Source organism: Pseudomonas sp. PvP028, assembly GCF_017832255.1.
Taxonomy (GTDB): domain Bacteria; phylum Pseudomonadota; class Gammaproteobacteria; order Pseudomonadales; family Pseudomonadaceae; genus Aquipseudomonas; species Aquipseudomonas syringae.
This window is the reverse complement of the sequence record NZ_JAFIBL010000001.1, coordinates 269,570-286,474: the sequence shown is the minus strand read 5'-3', so window position 1 is coordinate 286,474 and position 16,905 is coordinate 269,570. Positions and strand designations below refer to the sequence as shown.

Genomic DNA, 16,905 nt, shown 5'->3' with positions numbered 1-16,905 from the left:
GAGCTTATCGAAGTAGGACAATTACCGGCTTCACGTCACCACCTGCGACCCTGAATGGCCTTCCTTGCACTCGGTATCAACCATAAGACCGCCTCGGTCGACGTTCGCGAGCGTGTGGCATTTACCCCGGAACAGCTGGTCGAGGCATTGCAGCAGCTCTGCCAACTGACGGAAAGCCGCGAGGCTGCGATCCTTTCGACCTGCAACCGCAGCGAGTTGTACATCGAACACGAGCACCTCGGCGCGGACAGTATTCTTGCCTGGCTCGCCAATTATCATCACCTCAGCCTTGAAGAGCTGCGCGCCAGTGCTTACGTGCACGAAGATGACGCTGCCGTGCGGCACATGATGCGTGTCGCCTCGGGGCTCGATTCGCTGGTGCTCGGCGAGCCGCAGATTCTCGGTCAGATGAAGTCCGCCTACGCGGTTGCCCGCGAAGCCGGCACGGTCGGGCCGTTGCTCGGTCGTCTGTTCCAGGCGACGTTCAGCGCCGCCAAACAGGTGCGTACCGACACCGCCATCGGCGAGAACCCGGTCTCTGTGGCCTTTGCCGCAGTCAGCCTGGCGAAACAGATTTTCAGTGACCTGCAACGCAGCCAGGCCTTGTTGATCGGTGCAGGCGAGACCATCACGCTGGTCGCCCGGCATCTGCATGATCTGGGCGTCAAGCGTATCGTGGTCGCCAACCGCACGCTGGAACGCGCCAGCATGCTTGCCGCCGAGTTCGGTGCGCACGCCGTGCTGTTGTCGGACATCCCGGCGGAACTGGTCAACAGCGATATCGTGATCAGCTCGACGGCCAGCCAGTTGCCGATTCTGGGCAAGGGCGCCGTGGAAAGTGCGCTGAAGCTGCGCAAGCACAAACCGATTTTCATGGTCGATATCGCCGTACCGCGGGATATCGAGCCTGAAGTCGGCGAGCTGGACGATGTTTACCTGTACAGCGTCGATGACCTGCATGAAGTGGTGGCAGAGAATCTCAAGAGCCGTCAGGGCGCGGCGCTGGCCGCCGAGCAACTGGTCAGCGTGGGTGCCGAGGACTTCATGTCGCGCCTGCGCGAACTGGCTGCAGTCGACGTGCTGCGTGCCTATCGTCAGCAAAGCGAACGGCTGCGTGACGAAGAGCTGAGCAAGGCGCAACGTATGCTGGCCAACGGCAGCAATGCCGAGGACGTACTGATCCAGCTGGCGCGTGGCCTGACCAACAAATTGCTGCATGCACCCAGCGTGCAGCTCAAGAAGCTGTCTGCCGAAGGCCGCGTCGATGCGCTGGCCATGGCCCAGGAACTATTTGCCCTCGGTGAGGGCTCGACGGATAAAACCCCGCAATGAAAGCTTCACTGCTCAATAAGCTGGATGTGCTCAGCGACCGTTTCGAGGAACTGACCGCGCTGCTTGGCGACGCGGAAGTCATCAGCGATCAGACACGCTTTCGCGCCTATTCCCGTGAATACGCCGAAGTGGAGCCGGTCGTTACGCTCTATGCGCAGTTGCTCAGGGTGCAGGGTGATCTGGAGGGCGCACAGGCGCTGCTCAAGGACAGTGATCCGGACATGCGCGAAATGGCCGTCGAGGAAGTTCGCGAAACCAAACAGCAACTGGTCGAGCTGGAAGCGCAATTGCAGCGCATGCTGCTGCCCAAGGACCCGAATGACGGTCGGAACGTGTTTCTGGAAATTCGCGCGGGCACCGGCGGCGATGAGGCGGCGATCTTCTCCGGCGACCTGTTCCGCATGTATTCGCGTTACGCCGAGCGGCGTGGCTGGCGGGTCGAGATTCTTTCCGAAAACGAAGGCGAGCATGGCGGCTACAAGGAAGTCATTGCGCGCGTCGAGGGTGACAGCGTCTACGGCAAGCTGAAATTCGAGTCCGGCGCGCACCGTGTGCAGCGTGTCCCGGAGACCGAATCCCAGGGCCGCATCCATACCTCTGCCTGTACGGTGGCGGTGTTGCCGGAGCCTGACGAGCAGCAGGCGATCGAGATCAACCCTGCCGACCTGCGTGTCGACACCTATCGCTCTTCAGGCGCTGGTGGTCAGCACGTCAACAAAACCGACTCGGCGATCCGCATCACCCACTTGCCGTCGGGTATTGTCGTCGAGTGTCAGGAAGAGCGTTCGCAGCACAAGAACAGAGCCCGGGCAATGTCCTGGCTATCTGCCAAACTGAATGATCAGCAGACCAGCGCGGCGGCCAATGCCATTGCCAGCGAACGCAAGCTGCTGGTCGGCTCGGGCGATCGGTCCGAGCGCATACGTACGTATAACTTCCCTCAGGGGCGAGTGACGGATCACCGCGTGAACCTGACTTTGTATTCGCTGGATGAAGTTCTGGCGGGCGGAGTCGATGCAGTGATAGAGCCGCTACTCGCTGAATATCAGGCTGATCAACTTGCGGCACTGGGTGAGTAAATGACCATCATCGCAAGTGTACTCAGAAGCGCCGAGCTTCCCGATTCACCCACTGCACGGCTCGATGCCGAGTTGCTGCTGGCGGCAGCGCTGGGCAAACCGCGCAGTTTCCTGCACACCTGGCCCGAGCGCATCGTCAGCACCGAAGCCGCAGTGGCATTCGCCGGCTACATGGAACGCCGCCGCAAAGGCGAGCCGGTCGCTTACATCCTCGGCCAGCAGGGCTTCTGGAAACTTGACCTGGAAGTCGCTCCGCACACGTTGATCCCGCGCCCCGAGACCGAAATGCTGGTCGAGGCGGCACTGGAACTGGTGCCTGCCTTCGCGCCGGCTCAGGTGCTGGACCTCGGCACCGGCACCGGCGCGATTGCGCTGGCGTTGGCCAACGAACGCCAGCAATGGAAGGTCACTGCGGTTGACCGTGTGCCAGAGGCCGTCGCGCTGGCCGAACGCAACCGGCAGCGCTTGCAACTGAACAACGCCGAAGTCTTCGAAAGCCACTGGTTCGGTGGCCTGCAAGGTCGACAGTTCGACCTGATCATCAGCAACCCGCCGTACATCTCTGATGCCGATCCGCATCTGTCGGCTGGCGACGTGCGTTTTGAGCCGAGCAGTGCGCTGGTGGCCGGTTCCGACGGGCTGGATGACTTGCGCACGATCATCGAACAGGCGCCTGCACACCTCAACGCGGATGGCTGGCTGCTGCTGGAACACGGCTACGATCAGGGGCCAGCGGTGCGTGAGCTGCTGATTCGCCAGGGCTTCGAGCGCATTCAGACCCGCCGTGATCTGGGCGAGCATGAGCGCATCACCTTCGGATGCAAGCCGTGCTGAGTGACCAGGAGCTGCTGCGCTACAGTCGCCAGATTCTGCTGCAACACGTTGATATCGACGGCCAGCTGCGACTCAAGCAAAGTCGTGCGCTGATCGTGGGCGTCGGCGGGCTTGGCTCGCCGGTGGCTCTTTATCTGGCCGCCGCAGGGGTCGGCGAACTGCATCTGGCGGATTTCGATCACGTCGACCTGACCAACCTGCAACGCCAGATCATCCACGACACTCAGAGCATCGGACAGGCCAAGGTAGACTCGGCCATCGCCCGGCTCACCGCGATCAATCCCGAGATCACCCTTGTCGCTCATCGTACGGCGCTGGATACCGACTCACTGGGCGCGGCGGTGCAGGCTGTCGATCTGGTGCTGGATTGCTCGGATAATTTCGCCACTCGCGAAGCGGTCAATGCCGCCTGTGTCGCTGCCGGCAAGCCGTTGGTCAGCGGGGCGGCCATCCGGCTCGAAGGGCAGTTGTCGGTGTTCGATCCGCGTCGTGCGGACAGCCCTTGTTACCATTGTCTGTACGGGCATGGCAGCGAAGCCGAACTGAGCTGCAGTGAGGCCGGTGTCATCGGGCCGCTGGTCGGTCTGGTCGGCAGCCTGCAAGCGCTGGAGGCGTTAAAGCTGCTGGCCGGCTTTGGCGAGCCCATGGTCGGTCGGCTGTTATTGATCGACGCCTTGAGCACGCGTTTCCGTGAACTGAAGGTCAAGCGTGACCCGGCGTGTAGCGTCTGTGGTTCGGCCAGCGTGCAGGGCGAGCATGCGTGACGTGCATATGAGCCATGGCAGCGATGCACCGGTCGGAATCTTCGATTCCGGGGTCGGTGGTCTGTCAGTGCTCAATGAAGTCCGTCAGTTGTTGCCCAGTGAGTCGCTGCTGTATCTGGCGGACTGCGGGCACATTCCCTACGGCGAAAAGACTCCCGAATTCATCATAGAGCGGTGCCTGACGATTGCCGGGTTTTTCCGCGAGCAGGGTGCCAAGGCGCTGGTCGTCGCCTGCAACACGGCCACGGCAGCAGGTGTGTCGCACCTACGTCAACGCTACCCGGATTGGCCGATTGTCGGCATGGAGCCAGCGGTCAAACCGGCTGCCGAGGCGACCCGCAGCGGCGTTGTCGGTGTGCTGGCGACCACCGGAACGCTACAAAGCGCCCGCTTTGCGGCCTTGCTGGACCGTTTTGCCAACGATGTGCGGGTCGTGACCCAGCCGTGTCCCGGGCTGGTCGAACTGATCGAAACCGGCGACCTGTTAAGCCCGCAAATCCGTCAATTGCTGCAGCATTATGTCGAGCCGCTACTGGCAGCGCGCTGTGACACGATCATTCTGGGCTGCACGCACTATCCGTTTCTCAAGCCATTGCTGCGCGAAATGCTCTCCGAATCGGTCACCCTGATCGATACCGGAGCCGCGGTGGCGCGGCAGCTGCAGCGTCTTTTGGCGCGGTCCGGCCTGCTTGCCAGTGGTGTCTCCCGAGACACTGTGTATTGGTCTAGTGACATACCGGACAATTTCAGAAAAATCCTACCTTTTTTGTCGCAAAGCGTCGGCAATGTGAGAAGCTTCCGTTTGTAAAAAAAACGTGAAAAAGGCGCTTTTAGGGTGAACTAACGTTGCCCCCGCGGCTTCTATAAAAGCGGCTGATGAATTCCAACACTTTTCGTACAATTTAATATATTTAGGACGTTTCTCATGAAGAGACTCTTTTGCCTGGCCGTGATTGCGGCCGCTTTGGCAGGGCAAGCTTCAATCGCGCAGGCTGATGGTGTTGAGTTTTCGGTCGGTCAGACCGGCGAGTCCACCATGACTTATCGTCTGGGCGTGCAGTTTGATTGGGATAAAACCTGGCTGCAAAGCGACATCGGTCGTCTGACCGGCTACTGGGATGGCGCTTACACCTACTGGGATGGCAAGGACTACAAGGATAACCACAGCCTGTCGTTCTCCCCGGTTCTGGTCTACGAATTCGGCAACGGCAACGTCAAGCCATACGTAGAAGCCGGTATCGGCGTCTCGGTGTTCTCCAACACCCAGGTTGAAGACCGCAAGTTCGGTTCTGCCTTCAACTTCGAAGACCGTATCGGTTTTGGTCTGCGCTTCGCGGGCGGGCATGAAGTCGGTATCCGTGCGACCCACTACTCCAACGCCGGCATCAAAGAGCCGAACGATGGTATAGAAAGCTACGCACTGCACTACAAGATGCCGTTCTGATAAAACAGCTGCCTCTCATGCCAGCGCCCCGCGTTGGCATGCATTTCGTGACGCTCCGCTCCGGACCATCCCCCCCCGCAGAAGAGCCCGTGTGACGGCGCTTTCAGGCTTCTGCCCGCAGGGCGTAGGAGCGAACTTGTTCGCGAAAGGGCCGGTATATTCACCGAAAATACTTCGTCTGAACTGACGCCTTCGCGAACAAGCGAAGCGTCGCCCGGTCCGCTCCTACGGCCTTCGGCCAGAATCAAGAACAGATTTGTGTATAACGCTTAGCACAGCGCGTGGGGACGATAGTGATGAATCAAAGATAAGCCGTCGCAATCCCTTTGCGTTCGTTCAGGCAATCTTCCGCACCCGCTTCGAATTCACGACAGATCAACGGGCGTTTCTCGTAGATCGTGCACATCATCGTGTTGCGATCCAGTGCAGCGCACCAGCCGTCATCCAGACGCAGCATGACCTCGCCACCCCACTCATCAGTATCGATGTAACGCTCAGGCACGCCCGTGTCGGTGATCAGCATCACTTCCAGCTGGCAACAGCAGGCTGCGCAGGTCGAACAAGTGACTGCCGGTTCTTCGCCGTGGATCTCTGCGAGCGGAATGAGTGTAGCGTTCAGAGCGGTTCTCCCGAGTGTCTGGCGGCGCGGGCTGCCAGCCATTGCAGCAGGGGAAATACACCCGCCCAGACCAGCCCCAGCACCAGCATGCCTGGCCACACTCCGAGGGGAAGATGGACCTGTGCCAGTTGCGAGCCGGCATAGTACGACATCGGGCCGCCAATAGCGCCCAGCACGACTGCGCGCCATAGGGGCTTCGCTGTCCAGGCCAGGCAATGATTGAGCGTGGTGCCCAGCACCGCCCACAACAGCGCCAGCCACAGCGGCAAGAGATAGCCGCCCGTGCCGAAATCAAAAACGCCGAGTGTCATCAAGGCACTGTCCAGCACGATACCGATCAAGGTCACGGTCAGAATCAGCCGGCCTTCGGCTGCCCATGAGCTGATCCACAGAAAATGCACTGCCAGGACGCCGACAGCGATCAGCAGCCAGAAACTGTTGCCGCCCAATACGCAGGCGAACCAGCCGATCTGAAACAACAGCGCATTGGCGATAGATTTAAGCATTGAAGCGGCCAAGCAAGGGTTCGCGCAGCGCTTCGGGTTTGGCGAGCAGCAGCTGCGCGGTGCCAATGGTCCGCTCCAGGAAGCCGCCTTCGCAGTAACACAGGTAAAACTCCCACAGGCGCAGGAAATGCTCGTCGTAACCCAGTTCGGCGAGTTTGCCGTGGGCGTCTTTGAAGTTGTCGTGCCACAGGCGCAGGGTGCGCGCGTAGTGCAAGCCGAAATCTTCCATGTGCAGCAGGTTCATGTCGGTATCGCTGCCGACGATGTCGAGCATCTTCGCCACCGAGGGCAGCGCGCCACCGGGAAAAATGTAACGCTGGATGAAGTCCACATTGCTTTTGGCCTGCGCGTAACGCTGCTCGCGGATGGTGATCGCCTGCAGCAGCATCATGCCGTTGCTTTTCAGCAGGTTCGCGCATTGCTTGAAGTAGGTGGGCAGGAAGCGATGGCCGACCGCTTCGATCATCTCGATGGACACCAGCTTGTCGTACTCACCGGTCAGGTCACGGTAGTCGGTCAGCAGCAGCGTCACGCGATCCTGCAGGCCCAGTTCGATCAACCGTCGCTCGGTGTAGGCGAACTGTTCCTTGGACAGGGTTGTGGTGGTCACCTGGCAGCCATAGTGCTGCGCAGCGTAAATAGCCATGCTGCCCCAGCCAGTGCCGATTTCCAGCAGGTGATCGGTGGGTTTCAGGGCGAGTTTCTGGCAGATGCGCTCGAGCTTGTTCAACTGCGCCTGTTCCAGCGTGTCGTCTTCGCTGAGGAACTGCGCGGCCGAATACATCATTGTCGGGTCGAGAAACTGCTCGAACAGCGTGTTGCCCAGGTCGTAATGGGCCGCGATGTTTTTCTGCGAGCCTTCGCGCGTGTTGCGGTTGAGCCAGTGCAGCGCATGAATCAGCGGGCGGGTCAGGCGCGCCATTCCGCCCTCCATCGCATCCAGTACATCCAGATTGCTGACAAACACCCGGACCACCGCCGTCAGGTCTGGAGTCGTCCAGTAGCCATGAATGAAGGCCTCGCCCGCACCGATGGAACCGTTGCTGGCGACCATGCCCCAGGCTGCCGAGTCCAGAATATGGATTTCAGCCTGAATCAGCGCGCCGTTCTTGCCGAACACATGGCGCTCACCCCGTTCGACAATCACCAACTGGCCGTTGCGCAGTCCTGCGAGTTGCCGCAGCACACCTCGGCGCAGGAGGTTGGCAGTCAAACCATTGGTGCCCAGATTGGCAGAAAAACTACTGCTACTGCTTTTCATGGAGTGAGTCCTTGGATTGCACGGCGGCAGCACGGTACTCGCCGTCAGCGGCCTGATGGGAAAAGATCGGTATGCGTTTGACCAACAGGCGCATGGCCTGCCAATAAATGGCCAGACAGGTTTTCGCGGTCATCCATGGATAAGCGATCAGATAGCGATGCAGCGTCTTGCGGTTCAGATTCTGGCGGGTCAGATTGAGCGTGGCGTCAAACATCTTCAACTCGCCTTGCCAGTCAGCCATGTGCACACCGATCCGTTCGGCGGGCTGGCTGAAGCTCATGCGGTATTCGAGATCACGTGGCAGGAACGGTGAAACATGAAAGGCCTTGGCCACGGCAAAATGCTGATGGCCTTCACCCGTGGCGGGCAGCACGTAGCTGTAGCGCTCGCCCCACGGGGTATTGGTGACTTCACACAGAATGCCGGCCAGTGTGCCGTCGGCCTCATGGCAGTAGAAAAAACTCACCGGGTTGAACGACAGGCCCCAGCTGCGTGCCTGGGTCAGCAGGCAGACGCGACCCGAGGGAATGCGCCCCAATGCTTTGCCGACCCGCTCGCGGACCGCCTCGATGAGCGTCAGCCCTTGCCCGGTCAGCTCTGGCAGATAGTCTCGCTCACGAAACGAGAACGGCGCAAAACGCCCCCGACCTGCCAGTGGGGAAAGCCCCAGCACGCTGTCCTGTTCATCCAGATCCAGATAGAGCAGGCCTATCCGATAGGTGAACTGATGGGCGCGCGGCGCAAACCGCCGGTGGCTGATCCAGCCACTGTAGAGCGCGCTATTCACAGCGTTTCACCAAAGGCCTGGGCGACACGCAGGCCGCTGACCACGCCGTCTTCGTGAAAGCCGTTGGCCCAGTAGGCGCCGCAGTACCAGGTGTTATCCACACCATTGATTTCCTCCCAGCGCGCCTGTGCCGCGATCGCCTCTAGGCTGTATTGCGGATGGGCGTAGCGGTAGCGGCCGAGGATTTTGGCCGGGTCGATGGCCGCAGTCTGGTTGAGGCTGACGCAGAACGTCGTGTCGCTCTCGATCCCTTGCAGAATGTTCATGTCATAGGTGACGGCGGCCGACTGCTGTTCGCCGCCGCCCAGGCGATAGTTCCAGCTCGCCCAAGCCAGTTTGCGCTTGGGCAGCAGTCGCGTGTCGGTGTGCAGCACCACATCGTTTTCGGCATAGCGCAGCGCGCCGAGAATCGACTGCTCGGCACTCGATGGCTGCGCCAGCAAGGCCAGGGCCTGATCGCTGTGGCAGGCAAACACCACCTTGTCGAAACGTTCGCTGCCCATGGCGCTATGCAGCGTCACACCTTCGCCGTCACGCTCGACACGTGTGACCGGGCACGACAGACGAATGCGCTCGCGGAACGAGGCTGTCAGCGGTTCCACATAACTGCGGGAGCCGCCCTGAATCACGCACCATTGCGGGCGGTGGGTGACCGAGAGCAGACCGTGATTCTTGAAAAAGCGCACGAAGAACTGCAACGGGAAGCCGAGCATGTCGGCCAGCGACATCGACCAGATCGCCGCGCCCATGGGCACGATGTAATGATCGATGAAGCGCTGGCCATAACCGCCGGTCTTCAGGTACTCGCCCAGCGTGGTATCTGCCGCTATGCGCTGGTTTTCCAGATCATCGACCGATTGGCGATTGAAACGCAGGATATCGCGCAGCATGCCCCAGAACCGCGGCGACAGCAGATTGCTGCGCTGGGCGAACAGGCTGTTGAGGTTATTGCCGTTATATTCCACGCCAGTGCGCGGATCATGCACCGAAAAGCTCATTTCCGCAGGCTGGAAGCCGACACCCAGCTGGCCTAGCAGGCGAATGAAATTGGGGTAGGTCCAGTCGTTGAAGACAATGAAACCGGTGTCAATGGCGTAGGCGCGGCCCTCGACCTGCACGTCCACCGTGTGAGTGTGCCCGCCGATCCAGTCCGAAGACTCGAACACGGTCACCTCATGCGCGCGGTTGAGCAGGTAGGCACTGGTCAGGCCAGCGATCCCGCTGCCAATGACTGCGATCTTCATTGCGCGTCCTTATTCGACGATTCGCTGCGCGCCATGCGTTTGCCGAGGGCGAGTCGGGCGCGTGCCGGAAGCAGGGCCAGTAAGCTCATGCTGAAGATGAACAGCGCTGGAAAGGCGATATCCAGTGGGCGTTTGTTGCGCCCGAGTTTGCTGGCGATGTGCTTGGCTGCCTTTTCGACAGGCCAGCGCATCGGCATGGGGAAATCGTTTTTCTGCGTCAGCGGTGTGTCGACGAACCCAGGGCTGACCACTGTCACGTCGATGTTTTCGCTGGCCAGGTCCAGACGCAGCGCTTCGAGCAGATAACGCAGGCCGGCTTTCGACGCGCCGTAGGCTTCGGCGCGGGGCAGGGCCAGGTAGGTCACCGCACTGGCCACGCCGACCAGGTGCGGCTGATGACCTTTGCGCAGCAGCGGCAACGCGTGCTCGATGCAGTAACTGCTGGCCAGCAGGTTGGTACGCACCACGCGTTCGACCATGGCCGCTTCAAACTGCCGGGCATCGATGTACTCGCAGGTGCCGGCGTTGAAGATGGCGGTGTCCAGGGCTCCCCATTGCTGGGCGATGTCGTCGGCAATCGCCTTGACTTGCTCGGGGTCGGTGATGTCACCGGTCACCAGCAGCACCTGCGTGGGATAAACGTTCGCAAGGTTCTGCAATGGCTCAAGCGTGCGGGCGGTCAGCGCGAGCCGATGACCGGCGTTGAGCAGTTCTTTGGCCAGCGCCAGGCCAATGCCGCTGCTTGCGCCGGTCAACCAGATGCGTCGTGCAACAGGAGTGCTCATCCCAACCTCTTCTTCAACCAATGGATGACTCGACCCATGATGGGCAGATGTTCGTAGAGCAATGCACCGGCATCGAAGTAGTCCCGGTGTCGATAAACCTTGTCGCGCCACTTGAGGTGCGAACAGCCTTCTACCTGAATTGTCCGGCCGGCGGCCAGACGCGGATGCGAATAACTCATGGTCCAGACCAGATAGCCCTCGCCGGGGCGCACTTCGTCGAAAGCGTGGAAGTCGAAACGCAGGTCCTCGACGTTGGCGTACAGCTCGCCGAAATAGCGGCGCATGGCGGCAAGGCCATGGATATCGTGCATCGGGTCGCTGAACGACACGTCTTCGCTGTACAGCTCGGCAACCTGGTCAAGGTTGTCCTTGTTCAGCGCGGCAAAACCTTCGGCGAAGCGATGCAGGAAATCAGCCATGTTCGACTCCGGCGGCCGGCTGTCGAGCCGGGAGCGCCTTGAACGCTGCCAGGGCGCGGGCGCGGCTCTTGCTCAGGTCGACGATGGGTTTCGGGTAGTCGGCAGCGCCAAACAGGTCACCGATTAATGACGGGTCGTGAATCTGCTTTTTATTCATATCCGCCAGTTCCGGCAGCCAGCGCTTGATGAACACGCCTTCGGGATCGAAGCGTTCCGACTGCGACAGCGGATTGAAAATACGGAAGTAGGGCGCCGAGTCGGTGCCGGTGGATGAACTCCACTGCCAGCCGCCATTGTTCGACGCCAGGTCGCCGTCGATCAGGTGGCGCATGAAAAAGCGCTCGCCCTCACGCCAGTCGATCAGCAGGTTTTTGGTGAGAAACATCGCAACGACCATCCTTAGCCGATTGTGCATCCATCCGGTTTCCAGCAACTGGCGCATCGCTGCGTCAATGATCGGCAGCCCGGTACGTGCCTCTTGCCAGGCGCGCAGTTCTTCTGGGGCGTCGCGCCACTTCAACGCCTCGGTTTCCGGGCGAAAGGCGCGATGACGCGAGACGCGCGGGTAGCCGACCAGCGTGTGTTTATAGAACTCTCGCCATAATAGCTCGTTGATCCAGGTCACGGTGCCCACGTCGCCAGTCTCGAACTCGCCCTGATTACTGGCCAGGGCCGCGTGCAGGCACTGGCGTGGCGAAATCACCCCAGCCGCCAGATAGGCCGACAGCTGGCTGGTGCCGGGCTTGGCCGGAAAGTCGCGTTCGGTCTTGTAGTAGCTGATCTGCTCGTCGGCGAAGGCGTCCATGCGCCGTCTGGCTTCCGCCTCTCCGGCCGGCCACAGGTCACGCAAGGTTTTCGAGGGCGTGGCAAAGCCCTTCACCTGATCGGGAACCGCATCGCTTTTAATCGACTGCGCCGGTTGCGCTTTCGGGGTGCGCACCGGGTGCGGCATGGCCTCGTGCAGTCGGGTATAGCAGACCTTCTTGAACTGGGTGAATACCTGAAAATAGTTGCCGGTCTTGGTCAGGATGCTGCCGGGCTTGAATAACAGCTGATCAAGGTAGCTATTGAAGTGCACGCCGGCTTTTTCCATCGCCTTTTGCACCGCCTGGTCGCGGCGAGTTTCGTTGATGCCGTATTCCTGATTGAGGTGCAGGCCCTCGACCTTGAACTGTGCGCACAGCTTTGCCAGCACTTCAGGCGCCTGGTCCCAGCTGTCCGCCTCGCGGATCAGCAAGGGAACATTCAACGCGCCCAGCGCCTTCTCGAGCTCGACCAGATTGCGCAGCCAGAAGTCGACCTTACAGTCGGCATCGTCATGGCTGCGCCACTGCGCAGGACTGAGCAGGTAGACCGCCAGCGTCGGACCGCGCTCCATGGCGGCGGTCAGGGCAGTGTTGTCTTGAGCGCGCAGGTCACTGCGCAGCCAGATCAGTTGCATGAGAAGTCCTTAGATAAGTCCGAGCTTGCCCAGCTCGATCTGAGCGCTGAGTACGTCGTGGGCAAGGGTCAGTCCAGATATCTCCTTGGCCTGTACGAGCAACTCGGCATTATGGATCTGCACCGTTGGTCCGCCCAGCACGACAGGGCAGGTGATATTGGCCAGCAATCTGGGCAAATGGGTCACGTTCAGCGACTTGCTGGAATACAGCAATATGCCGCGTGGCTTGAGGTATTCGGCTGCCAGCGCCAGCTCGCCGACCGGCAACGGCCAGTCGAACACTTCGACCGGACAGTCAGCGCTGCTCACCAGCCAGGCCGCGAGCCACAGATGCGGCTCCAGCGGCAGATCGGACTGATTGACCAGCAGCAACGGGCTGCCATTGAGCTGACGGTTATTGTGATAGATGCGCGCGCCGAACTTGCTGCGCAGCCAGGAGTAGAAAAACGTGCGCTCCAGTTGTGCGCCGAACTTGCCTTGCCAGCGTTGTTCCAGTTCGGCCAGCAGCGGCAGCAGCAACTGTTCACACAGCGTGCGCGGCGGGTACAGCGACATCGCCTGATTGAACACATCATCGACCCGGCGTTCGGCCAGCTCGCCGATCGCGACCAGCAAGGTCTGACGCAAGGCGTCCCAGTCGTTGGTCGGCGGCAGGGCGTCCTGGCGATTGTCATCGATCAGGCCCTTGACCTGACTGACGGACACGCCACGGTTGAGCCAGGTCAGAATCTTCATGACGCGCTGCACATGCTCGTCCGAATACAGCCGATGACCTTTGGCGGTGCGGTGCGGGACGATCAGTCCGTAACGCCGCTCCCAGGCACGCAGGGTGACGGCGTTGACGCCTGTCTGCCGTGCGACCTCGCGGATCGGCAGCCAGTCGCCCGGCACCTCTGTGTCTGTATCATTCATGAGTCAAATCGCATTGCGCAGGCTGAGGTTTTCCGGGTGGGGCTGCATGTACACCTGCAGTGCCACATACGGGTCCGGATGTTGGCGAAAATGATGCTTGAGCAGCGTCAGCGGCACAATCAGCGGCACGATGCCCTGATGATACTGGGCGATGACCTGCTGGATTTCCTGCTTGTCCTCACTGGTAATGGTTTGTTTCAAATAACCACACAGGTGCTGCAGAACGTTGGTGTGAGTACTGCGCGTGGCGCACTTTTTCAAGGCAGCCATCAGTTGGCTGAAATACAGCGGCGCGATTTCATTCGGGTCGGTGCGGCCCATGCTGCCGAGCATCTTGCCCAGCGCCTTGTATTGCACCGGGTCATTGGCCATCAGTTGGTATTTGTAGCGCGAGTGGAATTCGGTCAGGGCGCGCCGGGTGACGCCTTCTTTCAGCAGCTGTTGCCAGGCCGCGTAGGCAAACACGCGGGTGACGAAGTTTTCGCGCAGCACGGCATCGTTGAGCCGCCCGTCTTCCTCGACCGGCAGATCAGGATGACGTTCGCAGAAGGCCTGCGCATAGATTCCGCGACCACCGCCATCGACCGGGGCGCCGTTTTCGCGGTAGACCTTGACGCGCTCCAGGCCGCAGGACGGGGATTTCTGCATGAAGATGTAGCCGCAGATATCACCCAGCTCAGCGGCCATCTGTATGCCGTAATCTGCCAGTGCCTCGGTAACGTCCAGGTCACGATTGACCGTGCCGAGCGCCTTTGGGTTTTCTGCGTCGCCTACCAGCCTGATCGGCTCGCGGGGGATGCCCATGCCGATAGCAACTTCAGGACACGCCTGGACGAAATCGAAATACTTGCTCAGCGCCTGTGTACACAGATGAGATTCCTTGTGTCCGCCATTGAAGCGAACCTCGGCACCCATCAGGCAGGCACTGATGCCGAGTTTGGGTTTTTCGATTACGGACGCCGCCATCAGTCACCTCTACAGAAGACTTGTACAGATAGTTCGTGCTGTACAACTTGTCTTCATCATAGGGGTGTAACTGTACAAGTCAAATTCTTTGTAGAGGGCGGTAAGGGCTGATTCCAGCTACTTCCAGCCCATCCGCCACGTATCCGCCTGTTGCAGCACTTGCCACGGCAGTCGCTCGCTGCGCTGGGTCAGCACGGCCTGCAGCTCGACTTCCAGAACGGTGCCTTCTTCGTCCTTGAACAGTTCGGTCACCAGGAAGTGCTTCTCCCGGTTGAGCGGGGTGGCGGCTGTCCATTTCGACAGCAGCAGCTTGCGCGGGTTGATCTGATTCATTGCACATGCTCCAGCAGTCGGCGCGCTGCTTCCTGGCCACTCAGCCAGGCACCTTCCACACGCCCGGACAGGCACCAGTCTCCGCACACGTAAATGCCCAGATCGGCGTCCGACAGGGCGCCCCATTCGTGAGAGCCGGCAGGCCGTGCATACAGCCAGCGATGCGCGAGGCTGAACACCGGCGCCGGCATGGTGCAGTCGATCAACTCCGCGAATGCGCCGTGCAACTGTTCGGTGACCTGTTCTCTGGAGGCGTCGATATTCTGCTGGCTCCACTGGCTGGTGGCGTGCAGTACCCAAGTATCGAGTGTGGCGTCGCGCTGAGGCTTGCTGCGGTTGCGGGCCAGCCAGTCCAGCGGGCTGTCCCGCACGAAACAACCCTGCATGGGCGTCTGCAACGGGGTTTCGAAGGCTAGCGCCACGGCCCAGGTCGGGTCCATCTTCACGCCAGCCACGACGCTGGCCAGTTTCGGCGCGGCAGCCAGCAGGGCAGTGGCCTGAGGGGCCGGGGTGGCGATGATCACATGGCTGAAAGGGCCGTGGCTTTCGCCTTCGGCATCCAGCAGGTTCCAGTGTTGTTCGCCGCGAAACACTTCAGTGATGCGGCACGAGAACGACACCGGCAGATCGCCGCGCATTGCCCGCGTAATGGCGCTCATGCCTGGCGTGCCGACCCAGCGTACTTGCTCGTCCGGTGAAGGGCTGAGCCTGCCGTCATGAAAGTTGTAGAGTGAGGGTGTCCACTCGGCGACATGGCCCTGGGTTTGCCACTGCTTGACTGCGGTGGCAAAGCGCCGGTCACGGGCGGTGAAATACTGTGCGCCCATGTCCAGCGAACCTGCGTCGCTGCGCTTGCTGGACATACGACCGCCGCTGCCGCGGCTCTTGTCGAAAAGGTGCACCTGATGCCCGGCGGATGTCAGCGCCTGGGCTGCTGAGAGTCCGGCGATACCGGTACCGATGATTGCGATAGGGACAGTCATAGGGGCCTCGTTACCTTGTCTGTACAGACTACGCCGTAGTTAAAACCTGTACAATCTTCTTGTTTGGTATAACTTGCAGTGGTTTTGGCATTTAGCGATTGAGTCACATTGCCACCGGCAAGGTCGAACCGTTCAGCGACTCGGGCAAAGGCCTCGGAGGCTGCGTTTCATTCTGCTGTGGCCTATGGTTCAGCTAACAGTTTCGTTTTCCGGACCAACGTCACGGACAGCGTTATTGGTAAAAATAAGACTACCCAATTGTCACCTACGCCACGCGAGGTTATCTGCCATGCACATATTGCTGACCGGTGGTACTGGTTTGATAGGACGAGCGCTCTGCCGTTCCTGGTCTGCTCAAGGCCATGAGTTGACGGTATGGAGCCGAAAACCCGCCGACGTCGCCGAGCTGTGCGGCCCCTCGGTACGTGGCATTGCCAGCCTTGATGAGCTGGGTGCGCAGCCGGTGGATGCAATCATCAATCTGGCAGGCGCGCCCATTGCGGATCGTCCCTGGACCCGCAAGCGCCGTCTGTTGCTGTGGGAAAGTCGCGTCGGCCTGACCGAGCAACTGCTGAAATGGCTAGGCACTCGCGAGCAAAAGCCTGCGCTGATGATTTCCGGTTCCGCAGTCGGCTGGTACGGCGACAGTGGCGAGCGCGAAATCGACGAAACCTCGCTGCCTGCCAAGGAAGACTTTGCCAGTCAGCTGTGCAACGCCTGGGAAGAAACCGCGCAACGCGCCGAGGCGCTGGGTGTGCGCGTGGTGCTGATACGCACGGGGCTGGTGCTGTCCGATCGTGCCGGTTTTCTGCAGCGTCTGTTACCCCCTTTCAAATTCGGCATGGGCGGGCCGATCGGCAATGGCAGGCAGTGGATGCCGTGGGTTCACATCCAGGATCAAATCGCCGCAATTGATTTTCTGTTGAATCTGAATGAAGCAAAGGGTCCTTATAATGTGTGTGCGCCTTCACCGGTGCGCAATCGTCAGTTTGCCAAGTCCCTGGCCGGCATTCTGCACAGACCGGCATTCATGCCCATGCCTGCGCTGGCCCTGAAGGTATTGCTGGGTGAGCTGTCGGTATTGCTGCTCGGTGGTCACCGTGCGCGGCCGGAGCGTTTGCAGGAAGCTGGTTTTACATTCAAGTACACCGAACTCGACATTGCCCTGCAGGATTTGCTGGGTCGCCACTGAACGC

At 60.4% G+C, this 16,905-nt stretch carries 19 protein-coding genes; 7 read left to right on the top strand and 12 right to left on the bottom strand.

Features of this window, described 5'->3' with window-relative positions:
- Positions 1-54 precede the first annotated feature (54 nt).
- The 6 genes from hemA to JOE34_RS01315 all read left to right on the top strand — a co-directional run bounded on the left by hemA (position 55) and on the right by JOE34_RS01315 (position 5,453).
- The gene (hemA, locus tag JOE34_RS01340; protein WP_003317121.1) at positions 55-1,332 is read left to right on the top strand and encodes a glutamyl-tRNA reductase; all 1,278 of its coding nucleotides are present in this window, start codon (positions 55-57) and stop codon (positions 1,330-1,332) included.
- Positions 1,329-2,411, top strand: coding sequence for a peptide chain release factor 1 (gene prfA, locus JOE34_RS01335; protein WP_003317120.1), 1,083 nt, complete (start codon positions 1,329-1,331; stop codon positions 2,409-2,411). The genes hemA and prfA overlap by 4 nt, the downstream gene beginning before the upstream one ends.
- A complete protein-coding gene (prmC, locus tag JOE34_RS01330) occupies positions 2,412-3,245 on the top strand; it encodes a peptide chain release factor N(5)-glutamine methyltransferase (RefSeq protein ID WP_003415040.1) in 834 nt (277 codons plus the stop codon).
- A complete protein-coding gene (locus JOE34_RS01325) occupies positions 3,239-4,009 on the top strand; it encodes a molybdopterin-synthase adenylyltransferase MoeB (RefSeq protein ID WP_183134209.1) in 771 nt (256 codons plus the stop codon). The genes prmC and JOE34_RS01325 overlap by 7 nt, the downstream gene beginning before the upstream one ends.
- Positions 4,002-4,817 (top strand): glutamate racemase, encoded by an 816-nt coding sequence (gene murI, locus JOE34_RS01320; RefSeq protein WP_003421692.1) that lies wholly within the window; start codon positions 4,002-4,004, stop codon positions 4,815-4,817. The genes JOE34_RS01325 and murI overlap by 8 nt, the downstream gene beginning before the upstream one ends.
- A 117-nt stretch (positions 4,818-4,934) precedes the next feature.
- Positions 4,935-5,453: an acyloxyacyl hydrolase gene (locus tag JOE34_RS01315; protein WP_002552154.1), complete on the top strand. Its 519-nt coding sequence runs from the start codon at positions 4,935-4,937 to the stop codon at positions 5,451-5,453.
- A gap of 301 nt (positions 5,454-5,754) precedes the next feature.
- Here the strand turns inward: JOE34_RS01315 and JOE34_RS01310 are convergent, their stop codons facing one another.
- The 12 genes from JOE34_RS01310 to JOE34_RS01255 form a co-directional block, all read right to left on the bottom strand.
- Entirely contained in the window at positions 5,755-6,114 is a 360-nt protein-coding gene (locus JOE34_RS01310) for a YkgJ family cysteine cluster protein (protein WP_044309893.1), read from the bottom strand.
- A complete protein-coding gene (locus tag JOE34_RS01305) occupies positions 6,069-6,578 on the bottom strand; it encodes a DUF2878 domain-containing protein (protein ID WP_003318232.1) in 510 nt (169 codons plus the stop codon). The genes JOE34_RS01310 and JOE34_RS01305 overlap by 46 nt, the downstream gene beginning before the upstream one ends.
- Positions 6,571-7,839 carry a cyclopropane-fatty-acyl-phospholipid synthase family protein gene (locus tag JOE34_RS01300; protein WP_003421694.1) on the bottom strand — a complete coding sequence of 423 codons (1,269 nt, stop codon included), beginning with the start codon at positions 7,837-7,839 and terminating at the stop codon, positions 6,571-6,573. The genes JOE34_RS01305 and JOE34_RS01300 overlap by 8 nt, the downstream gene beginning before the upstream one ends.
- Positions 7,826-8,626: a DUF1365 domain-containing protein gene (locus JOE34_RS01295; RefSeq protein ID WP_209995010.1), complete on the bottom strand. Its 801-nt coding sequence runs from the start codon at positions 8,624-8,626 to the stop codon at positions 7,826-7,828. Before JOE34_RS01295 ends, JOE34_RS01300 begins: the two co-directional genes overlap by 14 nt.
- On the bottom strand, positions 8,623-9,870 hold the full coding sequence (locus JOE34_RS01290; protein ID WP_209995009.1) for an FAD-dependent oxidoreductase: 1,248 nt from the start codon (positions 9,868-9,870) through the stop codon (positions 8,623-8,625). Before JOE34_RS01290 ends, JOE34_RS01295 begins: the two co-directional genes overlap by 4 nt.
- Complete coding sequence (locus JOE34_RS01285; protein ID WP_016567262.1) at positions 9,867-10,655, bottom strand: SDR family NAD(P)-dependent oxidoreductase; 789 nt, start codon at positions 10,653-10,655, stop codon at positions 9,867-9,869. The genes JOE34_RS01290 and JOE34_RS01285 overlap by 4 nt, the downstream gene beginning before the upstream one ends.
- Positions 10,652-11,074, bottom strand: a complete 423-nt coding sequence (locus tag JOE34_RS01280) for a nuclear transport factor 2 family protein (RefSeq protein WP_003408652.1) — start codon at positions 11,072-11,074, stop codon at positions 10,652-10,654. Before JOE34_RS01280 ends, JOE34_RS01285 begins: the two co-directional genes overlap by 4 nt.
- Entirely contained in the window at positions 11,067-12,515 is a 1,449-nt protein-coding gene (phrB, locus tag JOE34_RS01275) for a deoxyribodipyrimidine photo-lyase (protein ID WP_004402670.1), read from the bottom strand. Before phrB ends, JOE34_RS01280 begins: the two co-directional genes overlap by 8 nt.
- 9 nt (positions 12,516-12,524) lie before the next feature.
- Entirely contained in the window at positions 12,525-13,427 is a 903-nt protein-coding gene (locus JOE34_RS01270; RefSeq protein WP_003421700.1) for a MerR family transcriptional regulator, read from the bottom strand.
- 3 nt (positions 13,428-13,430) lie between these two features.
- Positions 13,431-14,393, bottom strand: coding sequence for a DUF523 and DUF1722 domain-containing protein (locus JOE34_RS01265; protein WP_003345239.1), 963 nt, complete (start codon positions 14,391-14,393; stop codon positions 13,431-13,433).
- Between the two features lie 117 nt (positions 14,394-14,510).
- Positions 14,511-14,726, bottom strand: a complete 216-nt coding sequence (locus tag JOE34_RS01260) for a TIGR02450 family Trp-rich protein (RefSeq protein ID WP_003318221.1) — start codon at positions 14,724-14,726, stop codon at positions 14,511-14,513.
- Entirely contained in the window at positions 14,723-15,709 is a 987-nt protein-coding gene (locus tag JOE34_RS01255; RefSeq protein WP_209995007.1) for an FAD-dependent oxidoreductase, read from the bottom strand. Before JOE34_RS01255 ends, JOE34_RS01260 begins: the two co-directional genes overlap by 4 nt.
- 289 nt (positions 15,710-15,998) lie before the next feature.
- Here JOE34_RS01255 and JOE34_RS01250 point away from each other — a divergent pair, with 289 nt between their 5' ends.
- Positions 15,999-16,901, top strand: a complete 903-nt coding sequence (locus tag JOE34_RS01250; protein ID WP_209994999.1) for a TIGR01777 family oxidoreductase — start codon at positions 15,999-16,001, stop codon at positions 16,899-16,901.
- The last annotated feature ends 4 nt before the right edge of the window (positions 16,902-16,905 follow it).

What these genes read in the sequence shown, in the direction of transcription:
- phrB (WP_004402670.1), bottom strand. Translation starts at nt 12,515, where the DNA reads ATGCAACTGATCTGGCTGCGCAGTGACCTGCGCGCTCAAGACAACACT.
- JOE34_RS01300 (WP_003421694.1), bottom strand. Translation starts at nt 7,839, where the DNA reads ATGAAAAGCAGTAGCAGTAGTTTTTCTGCCAATCTGGGCACCAATGGT.
- JOE34_RS01315 (WP_002552154.1), top strand. Translation starts at nt 4,935, where the DNA reads ATGAAGAGACTCTTTTGCCTGGCCGTGATTGCGGCCGCTTTGGCAGGG.
- JOE34_RS01255 (WP_209995007.1), bottom strand. Translation starts at nt 15,709, where the DNA reads ATGACTGTCCCTATCGCAATCATCGGTACCGGTATCGCCGGACTCTCA.
- JOE34_RS01285 (WP_016567262.1), bottom strand. Translation starts at nt 10,655, where the DNA reads ATGAGCACTCCTGTTGCACGACGCATCTGGTTGACCGGCGCAAGCAGC.
- JOE34_RS01305 (WP_003318232.1), bottom strand. Translation starts at nt 6,578, where the DNA reads ATGCTTAAATCTATCGCCAATGCGCTGTTGTTTCAGATCGGCTGGTTC.
- hemA (WP_003317121.1), top strand. Translation starts at nt 55, where the DNA reads ATGGCCTTCCTTGCACTCGGTATCAACCATAAGACCGCCTCGGTCGAC.
- prmC (WP_003415040.1), top strand. Translation starts at nt 2,412, where the DNA reads ATGACCATCATCGCAAGTGTACTCAGAAGCGCCGAGCTTCCCGATTCA.
- JOE34_RS01250 (WP_209994999.1), top strand. Translation starts at nt 15,999, where the DNA reads ATGCACATATTGCTGACCGGTGGTACTGGTTTGATAGGACGAGCGCTC.
- JOE34_RS01270 (WP_003421700.1), bottom strand. Translation starts at nt 13,427, where the DNA reads ATGAATGATACAGACACAGAGGTGCCGGGCGACTGGCTGCCGATCCGC.
- JOE34_RS01265 (WP_003345239.1), bottom strand. Translation starts at nt 14,393, where the DNA reads ATGGCGGCGTCCGTAATCGAAAAACCCAAACTCGGCATCAGTGCCTGC.
- JOE34_RS01310 (WP_044309893.1), bottom strand. Translation starts at nt 6,114, where the DNA reads ATGGCTGGCAGCCCGCGCCGCCAGACACTCGGGAGAACCGCTCTGAAC.
- murI (WP_003421692.1), top strand. Translation starts at nt 4,002, where the DNA reads ATGCGTGACGTGCATATGAGCCATGGCAGCGATGCACCGGTCGGAATC.
- JOE34_RS01290 (WP_209995009.1), bottom strand. Translation starts at nt 9,870, where the DNA reads ATGAAGATCGCAGTCATTGGCAGCGGGATCGCTGGCCTGACCAGTGCC.
- JOE34_RS01260 (WP_003318221.1), bottom strand. Translation starts at nt 14,726, where the DNA reads ATGAATCAGATCAACCCGCGCAAGCTGCTGCTGTCGAAATGGACAGCC.
- JOE34_RS01280 (WP_003408652.1), bottom strand. Translation starts at nt 11,074, where the DNA reads ATGGCTGATTTCCTGCATCGCTTCGCCGAAGGTTTTGCCGCGCTGAAC.
- prfA (WP_003317120.1), top strand. Translation starts at nt 1,329, where the DNA reads ATGAAAGCTTCACTGCTCAATAAGCTGGATGTGCTCAGCGACCGTTTC.